The sequence below is a fragment of the Streptomyces olivaceus genome, from assembly GCF_000721235.1.
Lineage (GTDB): Bacteria > Actinomycetota > Actinomycetes > Streptomycetales > Streptomycetaceae > Streptomyces > Streptomyces olivaceus.
Window position 1 is genome coordinate 236,394 of record NZ_JOFH01000027.1, and the last position, 19,803, is coordinate 256,196.

Annotated in this window: 17 protein-coding genes and 1 pseudogene; 9 read left to right on the top strand and 9 right to left on the bottom strand. The window is 73.7% G+C overall.

Annotation, left to right across the window (positions count from 1 at the left end):
- Positions 1-82: 82 nt before the first annotated feature.
- The 3 genes from IG94_RS0127535 to IG94_RS0127545 all read right to left on the bottom strand — a co-directional run bounded on the left by IG94_RS0127535 (position 83) and on the right by IG94_RS0127545 (position 3,203).
- Entirely contained in the window at positions 83-1,384 is a 1,302-nt protein-coding gene (locus IG94_RS0127535) for a ribonuclease D (protein ID WP_078892445.1), read from the bottom strand.
- A 96-nt stretch (positions 1,385-1,480) separates the two neighbouring features.
- Positions 1,481-2,143 (bottom strand): helix-turn-helix transcriptional regulator, encoded by a 663-nt coding sequence (locus IG94_RS0127540; protein WP_031042859.1) that lies wholly within the window; start codon positions 2,141-2,143, stop codon positions 1,481-1,483.
- A 373-nt stretch (positions 2,144-2,516) separates the two neighbouring features.
- The gene (locus tag IG94_RS0127545; protein WP_031042861.1) at positions 2,517-3,203 is read right to left on the bottom strand and encodes a DUF3000 domain-containing protein; all 687 of its coding nucleotides are present in this window, start codon (positions 3,201-3,203) and stop codon (positions 2,517-2,519) included.
- 150 nt (positions 3,204-3,353) lie between these two features.
- Here IG94_RS0127545 and hemE point away from each other — a divergent pair, with 150 nt between their 5' ends.
- Positions 3,354-4,421, top strand: a complete 1,068-nt coding sequence (gene hemE / locus IG94_RS0127550) for a uroporphyrinogen decarboxylase (protein WP_031042864.1) — start codon at positions 3,354-3,356, stop codon at positions 4,419-4,421.
- Between the two features lie 43 nt (positions 4,422-4,464).
- Here hemE and IG94_RS0127555 read toward each other — a convergent pair whose 3' ends face one another.
- Complete coding sequence (locus IG94_RS0127555; protein ID WP_031042867.1) at positions 4,465-5,991, bottom strand: glycoside hydrolase family 3 protein; 1,527 nt, start codon at positions 5,989-5,991, stop codon at positions 4,465-4,467.
- 502 nt (positions 5,992-6,493) lie between these two features.
- On the opposite strand from IG94_RS0127555, the gene IG94_RS0127560 reads away from it, so the two are divergent.
- The 5 genes from IG94_RS0127560 to IG94_RS0127580 are packed head-to-tail and all read left to right on the top strand — an operon-like array spanning position 6,494 to position 11,918.
- Positions 6,494-7,573, top strand: a complete 1,080-nt coding sequence (locus tag IG94_RS0127560) for a phytanoyl-CoA dioxygenase family protein (RefSeq protein WP_031042870.1) — start codon at positions 6,494-6,496, stop codon at positions 7,571-7,573.
- Complete coding sequence (locus tag IG94_RS0127565; RefSeq protein ID WP_031042873.1) at positions 7,555-8,883, top strand: DUF6271 family protein; 1,329 nt, start codon at positions 7,555-7,557, stop codon at positions 8,881-8,883. The genes IG94_RS0127560 and IG94_RS0127565 overlap by 19 nt, the downstream gene beginning before the upstream one ends.
- Positions 8,884-8,915: 32 nt before the next feature.
- Positions 8,916-10,118, top strand: a complete 1,203-nt coding sequence (locus IG94_RS0127570; RefSeq protein WP_031042876.1) for a type III PLP-dependent enzyme — start codon at positions 8,916-8,918, stop codon at positions 10,116-10,118.
- Entirely contained in the window at positions 10,111-10,701 is a 591-nt protein-coding gene (locus IG94_RS0127575) for a GNAT family N-acetyltransferase (RefSeq protein WP_031042882.1), read from the top strand. The genes IG94_RS0127570 and IG94_RS0127575 overlap by 8 nt, the downstream gene beginning before the upstream one ends.
- Complete coding sequence (locus IG94_RS0127580) at positions 10,701-11,918, top strand: MFS transporter (RefSeq protein WP_211269694.1); 1,218 nt, start codon at positions 10,701-10,703, stop codon at positions 11,916-11,918. The genes IG94_RS0127575 and IG94_RS0127580 overlap by 1 nt, the downstream gene beginning before the upstream one ends.
- Positions 11,919-11,939: 21 nt before the next feature.
- On the opposite strand, the gene IG94_RS38895 is transcribed toward IG94_RS0127580, so the two are convergent.
- The gene (locus IG94_RS38895; RefSeq protein ID WP_031042887.1) at positions 11,940-12,299 is read right to left on the bottom strand and encodes an STAS domain-containing protein; all 360 of its coding nucleotides are present in this window, start codon (positions 12,297-12,299) and stop codon (positions 11,940-11,942) included.
- Between the two features lie 213 nt (positions 12,300-12,512).
- Here IG94_RS38895 and IG94_RS0127590 point away from each other — a divergent pair, with 213 nt between their 5' ends.
- The 3 genes from IG94_RS0127590 (at position 12,513) to IG94_RS0127600 (ending at position 15,405) form a co-directional block, all read left to right on the top strand.
- Entirely contained in the window at positions 12,513-14,087 is a 1,575-nt protein-coding gene (locus IG94_RS0127590; RefSeq protein WP_052410883.1) for a PP2C family protein-serine/threonine phosphatase, read from the top strand.
- A gap of 263 nt (positions 14,088-14,350) precedes the next feature.
- Positions 14,351-14,848 carry a MarR family winged helix-turn-helix transcriptional regulator gene (locus IG94_RS0127595; RefSeq protein ID WP_043484650.1) on the top strand — a complete coding sequence of 166 codons (498 nt, stop codon included), beginning with the start codon at positions 14,351-14,353 and terminating at the stop codon, positions 14,846-14,848.
- Positions 14,849-14,973: 125 nt separating this feature from the next.
- A complete protein-coding gene (locus IG94_RS0127600; protein WP_157852323.1) occupies positions 14,974-15,405 on the top strand; it encodes an ATP-binding protein in 432 nt (143 codons plus the stop codon).
- On the opposite strand, the gene IG94_RS0127605 is transcribed toward IG94_RS0127600, so the two are convergent.
- From IG94_RS0127605 to IG94_RS0127620, 4 genes and pseudogenes are all read right to left on the bottom strand, one after another.
- On the bottom strand, positions 15,379-16,068 hold the full coding sequence (locus IG94_RS0127605; RefSeq protein ID WP_078535741.1) for a pyridoxamine 5'-phosphate oxidase family protein: 690 nt from the start codon (positions 16,066-16,068) through the stop codon (positions 15,379-15,381). The genes IG94_RS0127600 and IG94_RS0127605 overlap by 27 nt on opposite strands.
- Positions 16,065-17,222, bottom strand: a complete 1,158-nt coding sequence (locus tag IG94_RS0127610) for a globin domain-containing protein (protein ID WP_224219679.1) — start codon at positions 17,220-17,222, stop codon at positions 16,065-16,067. Before IG94_RS0127610 ends, IG94_RS0127605 begins: the two co-directional genes overlap by 4 nt.
- 468 nt (positions 17,223-17,690) lie before the next feature.
- Positions 17,691-18,857, bottom strand: a pseudogene (locus tag IG94_RS38900) (PP2C family protein-serine/threonine phosphatase).
- Positions 18,858-18,944: 87 nt separating this feature from the next.
- Positions 18,945-19,763: a rhomboid family intramembrane serine protease gene (locus IG94_RS0127620; protein WP_031042904.1), complete on the bottom strand. Its 819-nt coding sequence runs from the start codon at positions 19,761-19,763 to the stop codon at positions 18,945-18,947.
- Positions 19,764-19,803 lie beyond the last annotated feature (40 nt).

The window sequence follows — 19,803 nt, forward strand, 5'->3', positions numbered from 1 at the left end:
CCGGCACCCTGGCCGAAACCCGCCGCCCGCCACCCCGGGTCGCTCTCCGGTACGACGGGCCGGTGGGTCGGGTCGGCGGCTCTCAGTCCGAGCCCTCGGCCAGCGCCGTCACCAGGACCGGTGTCACCTGCTCCACCTGCCAGGGCCGGGCCCCGTGCCCGGCGAGGGCCGCGCTCACCGACTCGGCGTCGACGGCCGCGGGCGGCTCCCAGCAGACCCGGCGCACCGTGTCCGGGGTGATCAGGTTCTCCTGCGGCATGTTCAGCCGCTCGGCGAGCGCCGTCACCGCCGCGCGCGCCGCGGTCAGCCGGGTCGCGGCGGCCGGGTCCTTGTCGGCCCAGGCCCGCGGCGGCGGGGGGCCGGTGACCGGCTGGCCCGGCGGGGGCAGCTGCGACTCGGACAGCGCCCTGGCCCGGTCGACCGCGTCCTGCCACTGCTCCAGCTGCCGGCGGCCGACCCGCCCGAAGCCGTTCAACGCGCCCAGCGCGTGCGCGTTGGGCGGCAGCGCGAGGGCCGCCTCGACGATCGCCGCGTCCCCGAGCACCTTGCCGGGCGAGACGTCCCGGCGCTGCGCGATCCGGTCCCGGGCCTGCCACAGCTCGCGCACGACCGCCAGCTGACGGCGCCGGCGCACCTTGTGCATGCCGGACGTGCGGCGCCACGGGTCCTTGCGGGGCTCGGGCGGCGGGGCCGAGGCGATCGCGTCGAACTCCTGCCGCGCCCACTCCAGCTTGCCCTGCCGGTCCAGCTCCTTCTCCAGCGCGTCGCGCAGGTCGACGAGGAGTTCGACGTCGAGCGCCGCGTAGCGCAGCCACGGCTCGGGCAGCGGGCGGGTCGACCAGTCGACGGCCGAGTGGCCCTTCTCCAGCACGAAGCCCAGGACGTTCTCCACCATCGCGCCCAGCCCGACGCGCGGGAACCCCGCGAGCCGTCCGGCCAGCTCGGTGTCGAAGATACGGGTGGGCACCATCCCTATTTCGCGCAGGCACGGCAGGTCCTGGGTGGCGGCGTGCAGCACCCACTCGGCGTCCGCGATCGCCGCGCCGAGGCCGGAGAGGTCGGGACAGGCCACCGGGTCGATCAGCGCGGTCCCCGCGCCCTCCCGGCGCAGCTGCACCAGGTACGCGCGCTGGCCGTAGCGGTACCCGGAGGCGCGCTCGGCGTCGACGGCGACGGGGCCGCGGCCGGCGGCGAAGGCGGCGGTCACTTCGGCGAGGGCGCCGGCGTCGGCGATCACCGGTGGAATGCCCTCGCGTGGTTCGAGCAAGGGGGTCGGCGCCTGACTCGCAGAAGATCCGGCGTCGTCCGGAGGGGCGCCTCCGGTGGTTCGCAGTGGACGGTCTGCTGCGGTTTCGTGGGCGCCGGGGGGTCGTAAACCAGTCAGGTCAGTGAAAGACGGGCTGCACGGGACCTTCGGGGGAGGGGAGCGGAGGGGGCGGGGGGAGTGGGGGAGTGGAGGGGGCGGGCAGGTGCGGGGTGGTCAGTGGATGATGCCGGTGCGCAGGGCCACCGCGACCATCCCGGCGCGGTCGCCCGTGCCGAGCTTGCGGGCGATGCGCGCGAGGTGGCTCTTGACGGTCAGGGCGGACAGGCCCATCGAGACGCCGATCGCCTTGTTGGACTGGCCCTCCGCGACCAGCCGCAGCACCTCGACCTCGCGGCCGGAGAGTTCGCGGTAGCCGCCCGGGTGGCTCGGGGCGCCCGGGTGGCGGCGGTGCAGCCGGGCGGCGGCGGCGCCGATGGGGGCGGCGCCCGGGCGGGTGGGGAGCCCGACGTTGGTGCGGGTGCCGGTGACGACGTAGCCCTTGACGCCGCCGGCGAGGGCGTTGCGCACGGCGCCGATGTCGTCGGCGGCGGACAGGGCGAGGCCGTTGGGCCAGCCCGCGGCGCGGGTCTCCGACAGCAGGGTCAGGCCGGAGCCGTCGGGGAGGTGTACTTCCGCGACGCAGATGTCGCGGGGGTTGCCGATGCGGGGACGAGCCTCCGCGACGGACGAGGCCTCGATGACGTCGCGCACACCGAGCGCCCACAGATGGCGGGTGACGGTGGAACGGACGCGCTGATCGGCCACGACCACCATGGCGGTCGGCTTGTTCGGGCGGTAGGCGACCAGGCTTGCAGGCTGCTCGAGGAGAACGGACACCAGGCCTCCTGGGGTGCGGGACGGGGCCGGCTCGTGGGGGTGAAGCCGGGACGAACCGTGCTTTCAAGGTCACAGTCGTCTTCGGCAGCGAGCCCGTCCGCCTTTAGAGAATGATCACGATCTAGTGAGTAACAATCCGAGCAATTCGGACACACTGTCGATCATTCGAAGATCGAACGCTTCCGCACTTTGTCGATACGTGGCCGAATGTGGCTGTGTCGACAAAGTGACGGAACGTTTCCTGGGTGGGGGTCATGCCCTGACGAATAGGTGTAATTCGGGCGAGGGATTGAGGGGTGGAGGAGTGGCCGCACAGCGGAGCGCCCGGCCGTCGGGACGGCCGGGCGCTGGGGTGGTCGGTGCGGCTGGTCGGTCAGCGTGACTGCGGGCCGCGTCGCTGCGGCAGTGTGACGACCGACGCGTCGCCGGGCGCCGCCGGCGGCAGACCCGCGACCTGGGCCAGCAGATCGCACCACGAGGAGAGGTGCCCCGCGGTGTCCGGGACGCCGCCCAGGCCCTCGCGCGGCGTCCAGGACGCCCGGATCTCGATCTGCGAGGCGGACGGCCGCGCCGAGAGTCCCCCGAAATAGTGGGAACTCGCGCGTGTGACCGTGCCGCTGGGCTCGCCGTACGCCAGTCCGCGCGCCTCCAGCGCGCCGGTGAGCCAGGACCAGCACACGTCCGGCAGCAGCGGGTCCGCGGCCATCTCCGGCTCCAGCTCGGCACGCACCAGCGTCACCAGCCGGAAGGTCCCGTGCCAGCCGTCGTGGCCGGCCGGATCGTGCAGCAGCACCAGCCGCCCGTCCGCCAGGTCCTCGTCGCCGTCGACGACCGCGGCCTCCAGGGCATACGCGTACGGGGCCAGCCGCTGCGGCGCGCGTGTCGCCTCGACCTCCACCTGCGGCCGCAGCCGCGCCGACCGCAGCGCCTCGACGGCGGCCGTGAAGGCCGAGGGCGCGGTACTCCCCTTGTTCCCGTTGTGCCGGGCCTCCTCCTGGGCCCCCTTCGCCTCGTCCGTTCCGCCAGCGTCGTCCGACAATCGTCCCTGAGCCGCAGCCATGCGGGGAACATTAAGCGGAACGGCGGCTCGGCGCAGGGAGGGACACCCGCGTGCGGGCGCGATGTCCGGATCCTGCGGTTCGGAGGGGCCCGCGCGGGCCGTTCCCCCCGTGGTCCGGCGCCGTGCGGGGCTCGTGGGAGACTTGCCGATGTGAGTGCCAACCAGAGCCCCGCGGGCAAGCAGCCGACCGCCACGTACGACTCCGCCTTCCTCAGGGCGTGCAGGCGTGAGCCGGTGCCGCACACCCCCGTGTGGTTCATGCGGCAGGCGGGGCGCTCGCTGCCGGAGTACCTCAAGGCGCGCGAGGGCATCCCGATGCTCGAGTCCTGCATGCGGCCGGAACTGGTCGCCGAGATCACCCTCCAGCCGGTGCGGCGGCATGGCGTGGACGCGGCGGTCTACTTCAGCGACATCGTGGTCCCGCTCAAGGCCATCGGCATCGACCTCGACATCAAGCCGGGGGTCGGACCGGTGATCGCCGAACCGATCCGCACCCGCGCGGACCTGGCACGGCTGCGTCAGCTCACCCCCGAGGACGTCGCCTACGTCACCGAGGCCTTCGGCCTGCTCACCCGTGAACTGGGCGCCACCCCGCTGATCGGCTTCGCCGGTGCGCCGTTCACCCTCGCGAGCTACCTCGTGGAGGGCGGCCCGTCCCGCAACCACGAGCACACCAAGGCGCTCATGTACGGCGACCCGCAGTTGTGGGCCGACCTCCTGGACCGGCTCGCGGACATCACGGCCGCCTTCCTGAGGGTACAGATCGAGGCGGGGGCGAGCGCCGTCCAGCTCTTCGACTCCTGGGTCGGCGCCCTCTCTCCCGCGGACTACCGCCGCTCGGTGCTGCCCGCCTCCCGCAAGGTCTTCGAAGCCGTCTCGGAGTACGGCGTGCCGCGCGTCCACTTCGGCGTCGGCACCGGCGAGCTGCTCGGTCTGCTGGGCGAGGCCGGCGCGGACGTCGTCGGCGTCGACTGGCGTGTCCCGCTGGACGAGGCGGCCCGCCGCGTCGGCCCCGGCAAGGCGCTGCAGGGCAACCTGGACCCGGCCGTCCTCTTCGCCGGGCGCGAGGCGGTGGAGACCAAGACCCGCGAGATCCTGGACGCGGCGGCGGGCCTGGAGGGCCACGTCTTCAACCTCGGCCACGGTGTGCTGCCCACCACCGACCCGGACGCGCTGACCCGCCTCACGGAGTACGTCCACACGCAGACGGCCCGCTGAGCCGCGCGGTCGCGAAGCCGGCGGGGCCCCCGGCGCGGGACGCTCAGAAGGCGTCCGCGCCCGCCAGGATCTCCGCGGCGGCCACGCCGGAGGCGGCGCTCGCGCCGTGGGTGAAGATCTGGGCCGCCGCGGCGCCGTGGGTGCCGGGCAGGCCCATCTCGACCACGATCGCGTCCGGGCGGGCCGCGGTCAGGCCGGTCACGGCGCGGCTCATCCAGGTGTGCCGGGCCGCGTCGCGCGCGACGACGACCAGCGGACGTCCCGCGGCCGGTGCGAGGGCGCAGCTCTCCAGCGCCACCGTCCCCTCCTCCAGTTCCTGGCCGCGCACCCGTACCGAGGTCGTGCCGGGCAGCCGCTCCCGCAGCGGGCCTGCCACGCCCCAGGGGGTCTCCTTGCCGATGGCCATGTTGGTCACCGGCGCCAGCTCGACCACGTGCGGCGGCGCCGTCAGCGGCAGGGCCTCGCGCGCGGCGCCGGTGACCCGGACGGCACGGCGCGCGGCGACCTGCCCGATGCCCTCGCCGGCCGCCGGTGCCGGGGAGGCCGAGGCGCCGGCCCGCAGCCCGGCCGACCAGGCGGCGAACTCCCGTACCCGGCCCGCCGCGTCGGCCAGCCGCTCCTCGGGGAGCTCCCCGTCCGTCACCGCGGCGACCAGCGCCTTGACCAGCAGCGCGGTGGTGGCCTCCTCGGCGCTCTCGCCGCCGACGCAGATGGCGTCCACCCCGGCCGCGACGGCCTTCACCGTGGCGCCGTCGATGCCGTACCGGCGGGTGACGGCGCCCATCTCGATGGCGTCGCTGACCACCAGGCCGTCGAAGCCCAGCTCGTCGCGGAGCAGGTCGTGCAGGATGCGCCGGCTCAGCGTGGCCGGGAGGTCGGGGTCGTAAGCCGGTACCAGCAGGTGACCGCTCATCACCGCGCGGACCCCGGCCGCGACGGCCGCCCGGAACGGGGGCAGCGCCTGGGCGGCGATCTCGTCCGGCCCGGCCCCGTACGCGGGCAGGTCGTGGTGGGAGTCGACGGCTACGTCCCCGTGGCCCGGGAAGTGCTTGGCGCAGGCGGCCACGCCGGAGGACTGGAGGCCGCGGATCCACGCGGCGGTGTGCCGGGACACCACGTCGGGGGCCGAGCCGAAGGAGCGTACGCCGATGATCGGGTTGTCCGGGTTGGAGTTGACGTCCGCGCTCGGCGCGTAGTCGAGGCTCACTCCGGCGGTGCGCAGCTGCCGGCCGAGGTCGGCGGCGACGGCCTCGGTCAGGTCCGTGTCGTCGACGGTGCCGAGCGCGAAGTTGCCCGGCCGGGACGAGCCCGTGGCGGACTCGATCCGGGTGACGTCACCCGCCTCCTCGTCGATCGCCACGATCAACTCGGGATTCTCCGCGCGTAGTTGTTCAGTCAGCCGGGCGACCTGCTCGGTGGAGACGATGTTGCGGGAGAAGAGCACGACGGAGGCCAGTCCGTCGCCGATGTCGCGCAGGACCCAGTCGGGCGCCTCGGTGCCCACGAAGCCCGGCTGCAGAACGGAGAGCGCGAGCCGACGCAACTCGCTGCTGTGCTTGCTGGTGCCCATCGACCGCGCCTTTCGGAGCCTTTCGGAGAGGATTCTTGGTATAGACCAAGAAGGTGCGCGTTCAGGTTAACCAGGCGTGTCAAGAGGGGATCCGCCCAACTCGGAAGTAACAACTGACCTCGTCGAAAGGAGTGTTGACACCCTCCCTTGGTCTAGTCCATTGTGAGGCGCACGTTCGGCGAGGGACACCTGTGACAGCCGTTTCCGCGCCGGGCGCCTGCCGCGGCCGACTGCGAAGCCGCCCGCGCGGCGACACCTCCCGTACGACGACTTCCGTGACGACCACCCCGGACGAGACGACCCCTTTGGACGAGAGCGTGGACCGGGCGACGCCCTGAGCGGGGCGACCCCCCGTCCGCCGAGCCGCCCTCGTCGACCCGTTCCCGCCCCGTGACGCGAGCGGGCCCCGCTGCCACCACCGACCTCAGGTGCGACGGCCCGACCGCCGTCGCACGCACCGCCGTTGCCCGCACGGGGCGACGGCGAGGATCTGGAGCACCCCATGGCGACGCCCGATTCCTACCTCCACCGAGCCCCGTCGGACCTGCCCTACTTCAGCGCGGACGCCGACACGTACCTGGTCCGCACCCAGTTGCGCGACCTCGACAAGACCCGGCCGCTGCGGGTGCTGTCCGAGGAGGACTTCGCCCACTGGCAGACGTACGGATACGTCGTGGTGAAGGAGGCCATACCCGCCTCCTCCGCGCGCCGGCTGCTCGACTTCGCCTGGGAGTTCCAGGGCCTCGACCCCGAGCGCCCCGACACCTGGTACCAGGAGCGCGAGTACCGCTCCGACCTCGACCGGGAGCTGCACATCTACGGCTTCGTCGAGGCCTACCAGCACCAGCTCATCTGGGACAGCCGCCAGGCGCAGCGCGTCTACGACGCCTTCGTCGACGTCTGGGACTGCGAGGAGCTGTGGGTCACCCTGGACCGGCTCAACCTCAACCCGCCCAACACGGGCAACCGGGACCGCGCCCTCATCGACAAGCCCGAGCGCGGCTTCGACATCGAACTGCACTGGGACGTCGACACCACGCAGGGCGTCCTGCCCCAGCGCGTCCAGGGCATCATCGCCCTCAACGACACCAAGCCCGACCACGGCGGCTTCCAGTGCTGCCCCGAGCTGTTCCGGCGCTTCGACCGCTGGAAGGCCCTCCAGCCCGACGGCCGCGACCCCATCCGGCCCGCGATCGACCGCGAGGACATGCCCGTCGTACGGCCCGACCTGGAGGCCGGCGACCTGCTCATCTGGAACGGCCTGCTGGCCCACGGCGTCGCGCCCAACATCTCCGGCGACGGCGTGCGCGCCGTGCAGTACCTGTCGATGATGCCCGCCCTCGAGACCCACCACGCCCTGCGCGACTCCCGCGTCGACTCCTGGCGGAACCTCACCACCCCCGACTGGAACGCCACCCTCCTCGGCGACGCCCACCGGCACGAGTCCGAGCGCTACGGCCCCGCCGAACTGACCGAACTCGGCGCCAGACTGCTCGGCCTCAAGTCCTGGCACGCCGACGCGGCCACGGACGGGGCGACCGACGAGGCCACCGGGGACGCCGCATGCGCCGCATCTGCCTGACCCTGCCCACCAACCGGCACTGCCCGGAGACGATCGCGGCCCTCGGCGCGGAAGCCGCCCACGCCGCCGACCACTTCGACGTCGAGGTCCATCTGCTGGTCCTCGACTCCTGCGGGCCCGCGGACCACGCCGCCCACGCCGACGCCGTACGGCGCCTGCCCGCGCACCCCCGGATCACCGCGCACCACCTCGACGAGGCCGGCCAGCGCGACTTCCTGGCCCGCGTGACGGCACGCTCCGGCAGCGCCAAGCCCGAGCTGCTGCTCGACCTGATGCTCCCCGACGGACTGTCCTACGGCGCCTGCACCAACCGCGCCTTCCTGATCGCGGCCGCGCTCGGCTGCGAGTCCGTCCACCGCAGGGACTCCGACAGCCGCTACCAGAGCGTGGACGGGCGGACCGTCTTCCCCGTCCACCACGAGCTGCTCTCCCTCGGCGCACGCGCCGCCGACGCCGCGGGCGGCGTCACCGAGCCGGTCCGCCTCCCGGACGACCTCCTCGGCCGGCGGGTCGCCATGGTCGGCAGCTCCTTCGTCGGCGAACTCTCCGTCGACATCGCGCGGATACGGGACGCCGACCCCGCCGTCTACCACGACGTCGTCTCCCTCTGGGCGCCGGAGGACTGGTCCGCCGAGCAGAAGCGCGCCCTCGTGGAGGAGTCCTTCGCCGGCGCGGGCACCGAGCCCTTCACGGCGGACCGCTCGCTGCTGACCGTGGTCGACCCCATGCGGGTCGACATGTGCAACATCGCCTTCCACGGCCCGAGCGTCAGCGAACGCGTGCCGCTGCCACCGGCCCGGGACACCATCGGCAGCGACTACTTCCTCATCCACCTCGTGCACGACGCGCGGCTGCCCGGCGTGCTCCACAACCGCAACATCGTCAACTACTACACGGGCGAACGCAGGACGGGACCCGGCTTCCTCGCCTACCAGACCCGCTTCGCCAAGTTCCTGCTGTCGATGCTCTACTTCCACTTCGTCTACGACCGGATGGCCGACGCCGGTGACGCCCTCCTGGACGCACACGGCCGGGTCCGCCCCGCCGCCGTGGCGGCCCTGGCCCGCGAGAGCACCGGCCTGGACACCGGCGAGAACGTCCGCAGGCTCGACGCCCTCGACGCCGCCTACCGCCGACTCGGCGGCCGGTACGCCGAGTTCGCCGACCACCTGGCCGGACGGCGCGCGCGCCTCCTCGACGAGGCACGCGACGACATGGCGGACTTCGCGGTGCTGACGGAGGCCTGGGAGGGGCTGGTGGCCGCCGCCGGCGACACGCCCCTGACCCGCCCGCCGGGGCGGTCCCGGTGAGCGCGGCCGCCGGGACGGACCCGGTCAGAGCGCTGCCGACGGGCGCGGTCCTCAGCGAGCCCCTGGCCGCCGCCCTCGCCGCCGCCACCGAGGACCGGATCGTCTACGACCTGGCCGGCATCGGCCGGAGCCTGGACACCCTGCGGGCCGAACTGCCCGGCGTACAGGTGCGGTTCGCGCTCAAGGCCTGCCCGCTCGACGAGGTCCTCGGCGTCCTCGCCCGCCGGGGCGCCGGGGTCGACGCCGCCAGCCCCGGCGAGGTGGAGCAGGCGCTGCGGGCCGGGGTCCCGGCCGGGCGCGTGCACTACGGCAACACCGTCAAGTCCGACCGGCACATCGCCGAGGCGTACCGGCTGGGCGTGCGCACCTTCGCCACCGACAGCGCCGAGGACGTGGCCGCCCTCGCCGTCCACGCGCCCGGCGCCCGAGTCTTCTGCCGGGTGGCGACCGGCGGGGCGGGGGCCGTGTGGGGACTGAGCAACAAGTTCGGCTGCCCGCCCGAGGACGCCGTCGACGTGCTGGCCCGGGCCCGGGACGCCGGTCTCGTCCCGGCCGGGCTGTCCGTGCACGTCGGCTCCCAGCAGATGACCGGCGAAGCCTGGCACGCCGCCGTCGACGACCTGGGCGACGTACTGCGCGCCCTGGACCGGCGCGGCATCCGCGTCGACCACGTCAACCTCGGCGGCGGACTGCCCGCGCTCGGCTACCGCGACCGGCGCGGCGCGCTCCTCGACCCGCCGCTGGACAAGATCTTCCGGGTGATCCGGGAGGGCACGGACGAACTGCGCCGCGTCCACGGGGGTCCCCTGGACTTCGTCGTCGAACCGGGGCGGCACCTCGTCGCCGACCACGGCGCGATCCGCGCCCACGTCACCCGCCTCGCCGAGCGCCGCGGAGCGGGCGGCGAGCGGCAGTACTGGCTCTACCTGAGCTGCGGCAAGTTCAACGGACTCTACGAGATGGACGCGCTCCAGTACCCCCTGCACTTCCCGGGCCACACCGCAGGGCCGCGGGTGCCCGCCGTCGTCGCCGGACCCACCTGCGACAGCGACGACGCCTACTCCCACGAGGAGGGACTGGTCCGGGTACCCGCCGCGCTGGCCTCCGGCGACCCGGTCTGGGTGCTGTCCTGCGGCGCGTACGCGACCAGCTACACCACCCTCGGATTCAACGGCTTCGCCCCGCTCCCGCACGCCTGGGCCGACCGCCCGGAGGGGACCGGCGCCGATGGATGAGACCGTGCGCGTACGGCTCCTCGCCGACCGGGACTGGGACGCCGTGGTCGCGCTGGAGCGGGACGCCTACAGCGGCCTCGGCCTGTCGGAGGACCGGGCCGCGCTGCAGTCCCGGGCGGCGGCGTCGCCGGACACCTGCTTCGTCGTGGACGTCGGCCCCCGCACCGCCGGCTACGTCCTCGCCCTGCCCTACCCGCCGCACCGCTACCCCGACCTGGCCCGGACGGAGGACGCGGAACCGCCGGCGCACCCGTCCGGCTCGTCCAGCCCGTCCAGCGGGTCCGGTGGCTGGGGCAACCTCCACCTGCACGACATCGTCGTGGCGCCCGGCCTGCGCCGGCGCGGGCTCGCCAGCCACCTCCTGCACCACCTCACCGGCACGGCCAGGGCCCGCGGCGACGAGCGGATCTCGCTGGTCGCCGTGGGCGGCACCGAAGGCTTCTGGACGGCGCGCGGCTTCGTCGCCCAGCCCGGCGTCGTGCCCGCCGGCGCGTACGGCGGCGGGGCCGTCTACATGTCCAAGCCGGTCCCGGCCCGTCCGTCCCCGTCCCCGCCCGCAACCACCCTGCGCGAAGTGAGCTGATGCGCGTGTCCCGCCTGAACGACCCCTTCCTGCGCGGCCAGTTGGCGATCGCCGCGCTCTTCCTCTCCCTGGGATTCCAGTACGCCACCTGGGCGGCCCGGATCCCGGTGCTCAAGTCCGACCTGGACCTGAGCGCGGGCGAGGTGGGTGTGCTCCTGATGGCCGCGGGGGTCGGCTCGGCGGTGACGTTCCCCGCAGTGGCGTACCTGATGCGCCGCCTGGGCTCGCGCCGCCTGGCCCTGCTCTCCCAGCTCGGCCTGGCCCTCGCGCTGCCCGCCCTCGCGGCGGCCCCCAACTACCCGGTGGCCCTCCTGGTCATGTGCGCGGACGGCGTCCTGGTCGGCGGCCTGAACGTGGCCATGAACGCGCAGGGCGCGGCCCTGGAGACACGGCACGAACGCAACACGATGGCGAGGCTGCACGCCACATTCAGCGCCGGTTCCCTGCTCGCCGCCCTCGTCGCCTCCGGCATGACCGCGGCGACCGACTCGGTCCTGGCCCACTTCGGCGTCGCCGCGGTCCTCCTGGCGGCCCTGAACCTGACGTCCCGCACGGGCCTGCTGGAGCAGGACGCCCCCGCGCAGGACGCCCCCGCCGAGGACACCCCGGCCGAGACCGCCGCCCCGGAACCGGCCCGGCGCCGATGGACCCTCCCCTCCCGCCTGACCCTGTGGATGTGCTGCGCGATGGTCTTCGGCACGGTCGCCGAGGGGGCCATGAACGACTGGTCCGCCCTCTACCTCAGGGACGTCGCCGAGGCCTCGGCGGAACTGGCCCCGCTGGGCATCGCCGTCGTCTCCGGCATGATGGTCGTCGCCCGTGTCTTCGCCGACGGCTGGCGCGCCCGCTGGGGCGACGGCCGCGTCGTCCTCGTCGGCAGCACCGCGGCCGGCGCCGGTCTCGCCGCCGCCCTGGTCAGTGGCGGTGTCGCGCCCGCCCTCGCCGGGTTCGCCTGCATGGGCCTGGGCATCGCCGCCGTGACCCCCTGCGTCTACGCCGCCGCGGCCCGGCAGGGGTCGGACGCGCTGACGCTGGTCGCCGCCATGGGCACCACCGGCCTGCTGGCCGGCCCGCCCCTGATCGGCTTCATCGCGAGCGCGAGCAGCCTCGCCTGGGGCATGGGCGCGGTGGCCGCGTCCGCCGTCGCCGTCGCCCTGTGCGGCACCCGTATCCGCTGGACCGCGACGCCGGTCGTGCGGGAGGAGGCGGCCGCCTGAGTACGGGGCGCCGCACGCCGCTCAGGGTGCCGGGTGTGCCTGCCGGACCGCCGCGTCCGTGGTCGAGGCCAGCGGCAGGTGGTCCGCGGTGCCGGTGATCCGGAACAGCCGTGCCACGGTCGGGTGGAAGGGCCCGGAGACGGCCAGCCTTCGCCCCTGCTCCGCGTACCGCAGCCGGGCTTCGAGGAGCAGGTTGAGGAGACTGGAGTCGGCGAACTCGGTCCCGGACAGGTCCACCACCGTCACAGGGGCGTTCGCCCGCCAGGCCCGCGCCATCGACTCGTGGAGCTCGTTGACCACGTCGATGTCGACCTCTCCGGCGACCGCCACCACGAACGCCTGTTCGCTCTCTCTGACTGTGACCAGCTGTTCGTCGCTCATGCTCCGCACTCTGCCAGCTCGTGTTCATCGGCTCCAAGACGGCCCCGTGTGACGTCCCTCCCGCGGAACGCGAGGTCACCGGTGGTACTCGTCCTGCCGCCCGGGCGGGTTGCCCGGGTGCAAGGATTGCGGGATAGTTGTCACTCGGCAAGTTAATGTGTGAAGACCGCGCGCGTGAGGTGAGGTGAGGGCCCGGATCCGGGCCCCCGATCGATGGCTGTTCTCCCGGAGGGTGCCGGCACGGACACCGCTGACGCGGTGGGTGCCGCGAACGCCCCGTACCCGGTGGTGGTCGTGGACGCGGCGGGACGGGTCGTACAGCTCAACGACGCGGCCTCGGCGCTGCTGCCGGCCGCCCGCCTCCACGAGCCGCTGTCCTCGCCCGCCTGGCTCGCCCGCGCGCAGCACTCCGAAGGGCCCGGCGACGTCAACGGCGCGTGGGGCGGACGCCACTTCTCGGCACAGCGCACCCGCCTCGCCGGCGGCGGCACGGCATGGTGGCTGGTGGACGAGACCGCCTACCGGTCGGTGGCGGCGGAACTCGCCGCCGAGCGGGAGCGCACCCGCTTCCTGGCGGAGGCGTCCAGCGCCCTGCTGTCCTCGCTGAACCTGGACCGCTGCATGGAGGTGACCGCGAGCCTGGCCGCCGACCACCTGGCCGACGCCGCGCTGGTCGTCGCCCCGGCCGGGGGCCGCAGACTGCCCGTGGTCGTCTGCGACCAGGACGGACGTCTCGCCCACGTCGCGGTGTCCGGCACGCCGGATTCCGTGCCGGGACTGGCCGAGGCGCTGCGCGGTTTCCCGCCGGTGCCCTCGCGCTGGATAGATCCCGCCACCGCCCCCGACTGGCTCGTCCCCGAGGGCTTCGGGCCGGTCGGCTCACTGGTCGTCACCCCCCTGCCCGGACACGGCGTGCCGGCCGGTGCGCTGATCCTGTTGCGCCGGGCGCGGCAGAGCGCCTTCAGCGCGTCGGAGGAGGCCTTCGCCGGGCTGTTCGCCGCCCGCGCCGGTGCGGCGCTGTCCGCCGCGCGGCTGTACGCCGAGCAGAACGCCGTCGCGGACACCCTCGTCCAGGCCCTCCTCCCGCCGACGCTGCACCGGGTGGAGGGAGTGGAGTTCGCCGGCGGTTACCGGGCCAGCGTGGACACCGACCTGATCGGCGGCGACTTCTACGACGTCCACCCGCCCGGCGAGGACTGCCCCGAGACCCTCGCCGTGCTGGGAGACGTGGCGGGCAAGGGGCTGGAGGCCGCCGTGCTCACCGGCAGGATCCGCAACACGCTGCACGCCCTGCTCCCGATGGCCGACGACCACGCACGGATGCTGCGGCGCGTCAACGACGCCATGCGCGGCGCCGGCCCGGTGCGGTTCGCCACGCTCGTGCTCGCCTCCGTGCGCCGCGAGGGCCGCGACGTGCTGCTGCGGCTGACGTCGGCCGGTCACCCCGTGCCGTTGATCGTGCGGCGGGACGGCCGGGTCGAGGAGGCCGACACCGGGGGCACGCTGATCGGCGTCCTGCCGGCGATCGAGTCCCGCACCGCCCACGTGCGGCTGGCCCCGGGCGAGACGTGCCTGCTGTACACCGACGGCGTCACCGAGGCCAAGGGAGGGCCGCTCGGCGACAGCATGTTCGGCGAGGGGCGTCTGCAGCGGGCCCTGGCCGAATGCGCCGGCCTCCCGGCCGAGGCCGTCGTGGAGCGCGTCCAGATGCTCACCGACGAATGGATCGGCGACGGCCGCCACGACGACATCGCCGTCCTGGCCGTCACCGCACCGCGCGCCGCCTGACCGGGAGCGAAGGGGCCGGGAGCGAAGGGGCGGGGAGCGAAGGGGCCGGGCCCGGACGGCTCCGCCAGGAGCGATCCGCCCCGGCGGCAGGCGAGATGGAGGCCATGGGACGATATGGTTCACATGTGCCCCGAACGAGGCGGTCACGCGGGAGTGGCCGCCGGAGCAGCGGGCGGGGGCGACGGCCGAAGCCCTGCGAGCGGGGCGAGGCCCGCTTCTCCCACCCGTGCGGCGGGAACGACCAGCCCGATGGAGTGCCCCACATGAACGCGCGAGCCACCTCGCCCCCGCCCCGGTCCGGGGAAGCGGCCGAAGCGGCGTGCGAGGTCGTCGAACTCCTGGAAGTGCTGTGGGAACGCGGCCGCGACGCCGCCCAGGTCACTCCGGTGTCCTCGTCGCAGCTGCGGGTGCTCTACAGCCTGGAGCGGGAGGACGGCATCAACCTGCGCACACTCGGCGAGGTCCTCGGCTGCTCCCCGCCGTCGGCCAGCCGGCTCTGCGACCGGTTGCAGGCCCTCGGCTTCGTGGAGCGGACCCCCAGTCCCGCCAGCCGCAGGGAGCTGATGCTCCACCTGACCAAGCGGGGCGAGACCTATCTGCGCGACCTCAGGGCCCAGCGCGAGGACGTACTGCGCGCGGTGATCGAGACCATGCCCCGCTCGACCCGGGCGGCCCTGCTCAAGGGGCTGTCCGCCTTCCGGGACGCCGTGGAGGGGACCACCCTGGTCCGCCGGGTCGACCGGACCGGCCGGACGGCCTGAGTACCGGCCCCGGCGGCGGGGCATACGGTAGCGGTGAGTCAGCCGGTACGAAGGACGGGTCACGGGCGGGGTTCCACCCGGCCGGTCCGGCGGTGGAGCGGAGCCGGCAGTACGGATCGGGGTGCGTGTTGATCACGATGACGTCGTCCGACGGAGGCGTCTCGGACGCCCGGCGTGCCGCGAAGGCGTTCGTCGCCCGGCAGTGGCCCGACGCCGACCTCGGCGCGCTGGCGCTGGTGGTGTCCGAACTGGTCGCCAACGCCGCCCGCCACGCCGGTGGCTGGTGGCGCCTGACGGTACGTGCGGAGGGGCGGGCGATCGTCGTGGACGTCGACGACCGGAGCCCCGCGGTGCCCACCGCACGTGTCGCGGACACCGACGGGCTGGGCGGCCACGGACTGAACATCGTGCGGGAGCTCTTCGGCCCGGTGGAGATACTCCCGCGCGGCGACGGCAAGACGGTCCGGGTGCGGTGGGCCGCGGGCCGGCCGGCGTACGGCACCGCGTCGGGACCGTACCCGGACGGCGCCTCAGGCCTGGTCGGGCGTGAGCCGTAGCCGCTCGTGCTCCATGACCGGCAGCGGGTGTCCGGCGCCGTGCTCCACCGGCCGGCGGTGATCGGGTGCGGGCGCGGGTGCGACGAAGTAGTCGCTGTCCTTGGGCCGGTTGGCCGTCGCCCCCCTCGGGCGGGGGGCGGGCTCCAGGTGCGGGATGTACTTGGAGCACTGGACATAGGCCTCGTCCACCGTCAGATGGACCCAGAGGGCCGGCTTCCGGCTCTGGGCGGTGTCGACGGGCAGGTGCGGATAGACGCTCCGCTGCTCCGCGTCACTGACCACCTTCGCCCTGCCGTTGACGTGGAGCCCTATGTGGTGATGCGTGAAGTCGATGAAGAGCAGGCCCAGGTGCGGGTTCTCGAGGATGTTCCCGTTGCCCGCGTGGACCCCGTTGCCCCGGTACTCGGGGTAGGTCAGGGTGTCCGCGTCGAGGTCGATGACGAAACCCGGGGGACCGGCCCGGAAACCGGTGTCGCAGTTGCCGGCCGCGTCGGCGGTCGACAGGAAGACCATGGTCTGCTGCCGGACGAACTCCCGCATCATCGGGGTGAGTTGGGGTTGGACCTGCCGGTCGTAGAAGACGGCGGCACGGTCGGTCGTCCCCAGGTGGCTCTGCAGGAGGCGTTCGCCTGCGGAACCCGGGCCTGCGGGCCGGTTGTTCATATGCGGTAGTCCTCTTCCTGCGCCTGGTGGACCGGCTCCAGAGGGGCGTCCAGCACCGGGACGCCCAACGGGTCGTGGTGGATGCGGAAGGCGGGCATCCCGCACCGCAGGAGTGCCTGCCGGGTGGCGGCGATCATGCCGGGAGGCCCGCTGACGAACGCCTCCGCGTGCTCCCACGGGCCGGACGCGGCGATCACCTCCGGCAGGAAGCCCTGGGCGCCGGGGATGTCCTCGTGGGAGACGGCGGCCCGGACCGACAGCCAGTGGTGGCGCTGCGCCATGCGGAGCATGTCGTTGAACCCGTACAGCTCGTTGCCGGTGCGGGCCCCGACGAACAGGTGCACCCGCCGCTCCGGAGGGCGCTGCTCCGCCGCGAGTTGTTCGATCAGGGCCCTGACCGGAGCCAGACCCGTACCGCCCGCCGCGAACACGAGATCCTGGGCGGAGGCCGCCGAGAGCAGCATGTCGCCCTCGGGAGGGCCGAGGCGCACGACGTCGCCGACCCGGGCCCGGTAGACGAGCGCGTGGCTCACGTGGCCGCCGGACACGTGACGCACGTGGAAGGTCAGGGTCGAGTCGGCCCGCGGGGCGTTGGCCGGGGAGTAGTGGCGCCACACGCGGGGCCGCCACGGCGTCTCCATGCTGACGTACTGGCCGGCCTGGTAGGGGTAGGCCGGGTTCGTCGCCACGGTGATCTCCGCCAGGGCGTTGCCCAGGTGGCGGTGGCCGACGACGCGGGCCTCCCACACCGCGGGGCGCAGCCGGGTGTCGTCGTTGGCGGCGAGGATCATCGCCTCGGAGGCGATCTGGTAGGCGCGCTGCCAGGCCTGGGCCGTCTCCGGCGTCCAGGCGGGCCCCGCGTAGCGGGCCAGCGTCTGCAGGAGGCATTCCCCGACCGCCGCGTAATGCTCCGTCAGGGTCCCGAACTTGCGGTGGTCGCGGCCGAGTCGGGAGCAGAAGCGGGCCAGGTGCTCGGGCGAGTCGACGAGATCCACGATGCGCAGCAGGGCACGCAGCAGCCGGTCCCGCTGCACGTCCATGTCCTGCGGGAAGAGGTCACGGACGCCGGGATACCGCACGAACAGGATGGCGTAGAAGTAGACGGCCAGGTCCGCGGCCTGCGGTTCGAGCAGGGCGAGGCTGCTGCGGACCACGTCGCACTCCGCCGGGCTCAGGGGCTCCGGAAGCGCGTTCGCCGCACGGGGCGGAGGCTCCGGCTGACGCTCGGTCCCGGGCGCCGGCGGCCCGCCGTGGCGGCCCTCGGCGTGAGGGTGGTCGGTGCCCAGCGTCACACGGCGCTCCGCTCCTTGACCGGCGCCGTTCTGACTCCCGCGTTGCTGCGCTGACCGTGCACGTCGCTCTCGTCTCCCACTCGGGTGCCGCTTGACTGAGCACTCACCGCTGAGTACTTCACTGCTGATCATTTGCCCGACGGCAACTTTTAGCGTACGAGGGCGTCGCCGGCAAACGAGTGACACGCTGGGAGAGACTACACATCCATGACCATGCCCATGGCATACGCGTCACACAAGCGTCACGAACATGTTTCGTACGTGCCGGGCCCCGCGGCCGCGTCCGCGGCGATCACCGCCGCCCGACGCGCGACGTCCGGCGGACCGGGTTCAGTGACGCCCGTTCCAGTCGAGGCACACGACCAGCGCGTCGTCGTCCAGCGGCGTCTGCCCGCGGTACGTCGCCAGTTCGCGCAGCACCGCGCCGGGCACCTGCGGCGGGGGAAGGAGCCGGGTCGAGGCGAGTGACCGGGCCAGGGCCCGCTCCCCGTACATCTCGCCGGCGGCGGACGCGGTGTCGTAGACGCCGTCGCTGCCGATCAGGAGGCGGTCGCCGGGACGTACCCGGAACTCCTCACACGTGTAGGGCGTGTCGCCGAACATGCCGAGGGGCAGTTGGGCGTCGAACGGCATCGCGGTCACCTGCTTGTCCCTCAGCCGCCAGAGCCTCGGGGACCCCGCGTCCACGGCCCGGACCTCGCCGGTCGCGAGGTCGAAGCGGAGCAGCAGCACCGAGACGTGGGCCGCACCGCGGTACTGCGCGTACACCGCCTGGTCGGCGAGGCACGCCTGGTCGGCCAGGCCGAGGCCGGCGCGCCGGGCGTTGCGCATGGCGTTGACGGCCAGGTTGGTCAGGAGCGCGGCCTCGATGCCCTCGCCCATGCCGTTGGTGACGGTCAGCGTCAGGTGCTCGGCGGAGGCGGACCAGTCGAAGTTGTCCCCGAGGATCGAGTACGCGGGTTCGAGATGGCCCCCCAGGGAGAACTCGGGTCGCGAACACGCCCGCCCCGGCAGCAACTGCCACTGCATCTCGGCGGCCAGCGTCAGCCGCGCGGCCCGCCTGGCCAGTACGTAGAGGTCGGTGTCGCGCTCCGCGACGAGGATCTCGTGGCCCAGGACGTCGCAGATGTGCTGCATCTCCGGGATCAGGGCCTAGGCGTAGCGGTCCTCCGGCATGGTGACCGACAGCACACCCATGCGGTCGCCGCGGATGGTCACCGGGAAGTGCACGGTCACCGCGTGCCCGTCGGGGTCGGGGAGCACGTACGGTTCCTGGGATCCGAACGCCCGGCCCTGCGGGCTGTCATGGATCATGACCGGCTCCGTGCTGAACGGCACGGTCTCGACCGCCTGCAGCGACCTCATCCCGTAGTCGGCCAGCCGCAACTCGACGCGTACGGCGCCGTACTGCTCCATGAGGGCTGCCGTGACGATGTCGAGCAGGGCGTTCGGCGTCGCCGCGCGCAGCGCGCGCTCGACCGCGGTGAGTCGGTCCACACCCTCTCGCTTTCCCCGTCCCCGCAGCCGTTCGCCGCCCGGTTCGTCCGATTATACGTCCCGCGGTGACGGCGCTTCCCCGGGCTCCTACCAGGGAGGCCGCGCCCGCCGGCCGAAGAGCGCGCCGCGCGGCGGGGGCGGTGGGGGAGTGCCGGGCCTGAGCGGCCAGGCGAGGAGCGCCCCGACCGCGAAGCCGGCCACGTGCGCCACGTAGGCGACGGTGCCTGCGTCGGAGACACCCTGGCCCGCGGAGTAGAACGCCTGAAGGACGAACCACAGGCCCAGGACGACCCAGGCGGGCAGCCGCAGCGGCAGGAAGATCAGGAAGGGCACCAGCACCCAGACCCGCGCCTTCGGATACAGCACCAGATAGGCGCCGAGCACCCCGGCGATCGCGCCGGACGCGCCGATCAGCGGGGCGCCCGAGCCCGCGTTCAGCAGGGCGAAACCGTAGGTCGCCGCGTAGCCGCAGACGCCGTAGAAGAGCAGGTAGCGCAGGTGGCCCAGCCGGTCCTCGACGTTGTTGCCGAAGATCCACAGGAACAGCATGTTGCCCAGCAGGTGCAGCCAGCCGCCGTGCAGGAACATCGCGGTCAGGACGCTCAGCTCCGGCGACTTGTCGTAGCCGGGCGGCGCCACCACGCACCCCGGCCCCTGCGGGCCGACCCCGGTGTCGCCCGTCGGCACCAGGCGGGGCATCCGGTGCTGGAGCAGTTCCTGCGGCACCGCCGCCCAGCGGTCCAGGAAGGCCTGGAGGTCGCACATCTGCGCCAGGCCGCCGTCGCCCGTCACGGACCCGGTCATGCCGGGGGTGAACAGGAACACCAGGATGTTCGCGAGGACCAGCGCGTACGTCACCCAGGGGGTGCGGCGCGCCGGGTTCACGTCATGGACGGGGATGACCACGGGACAGTACTGCCCGCCCGGCGGGCGGCGAATCGGTTCG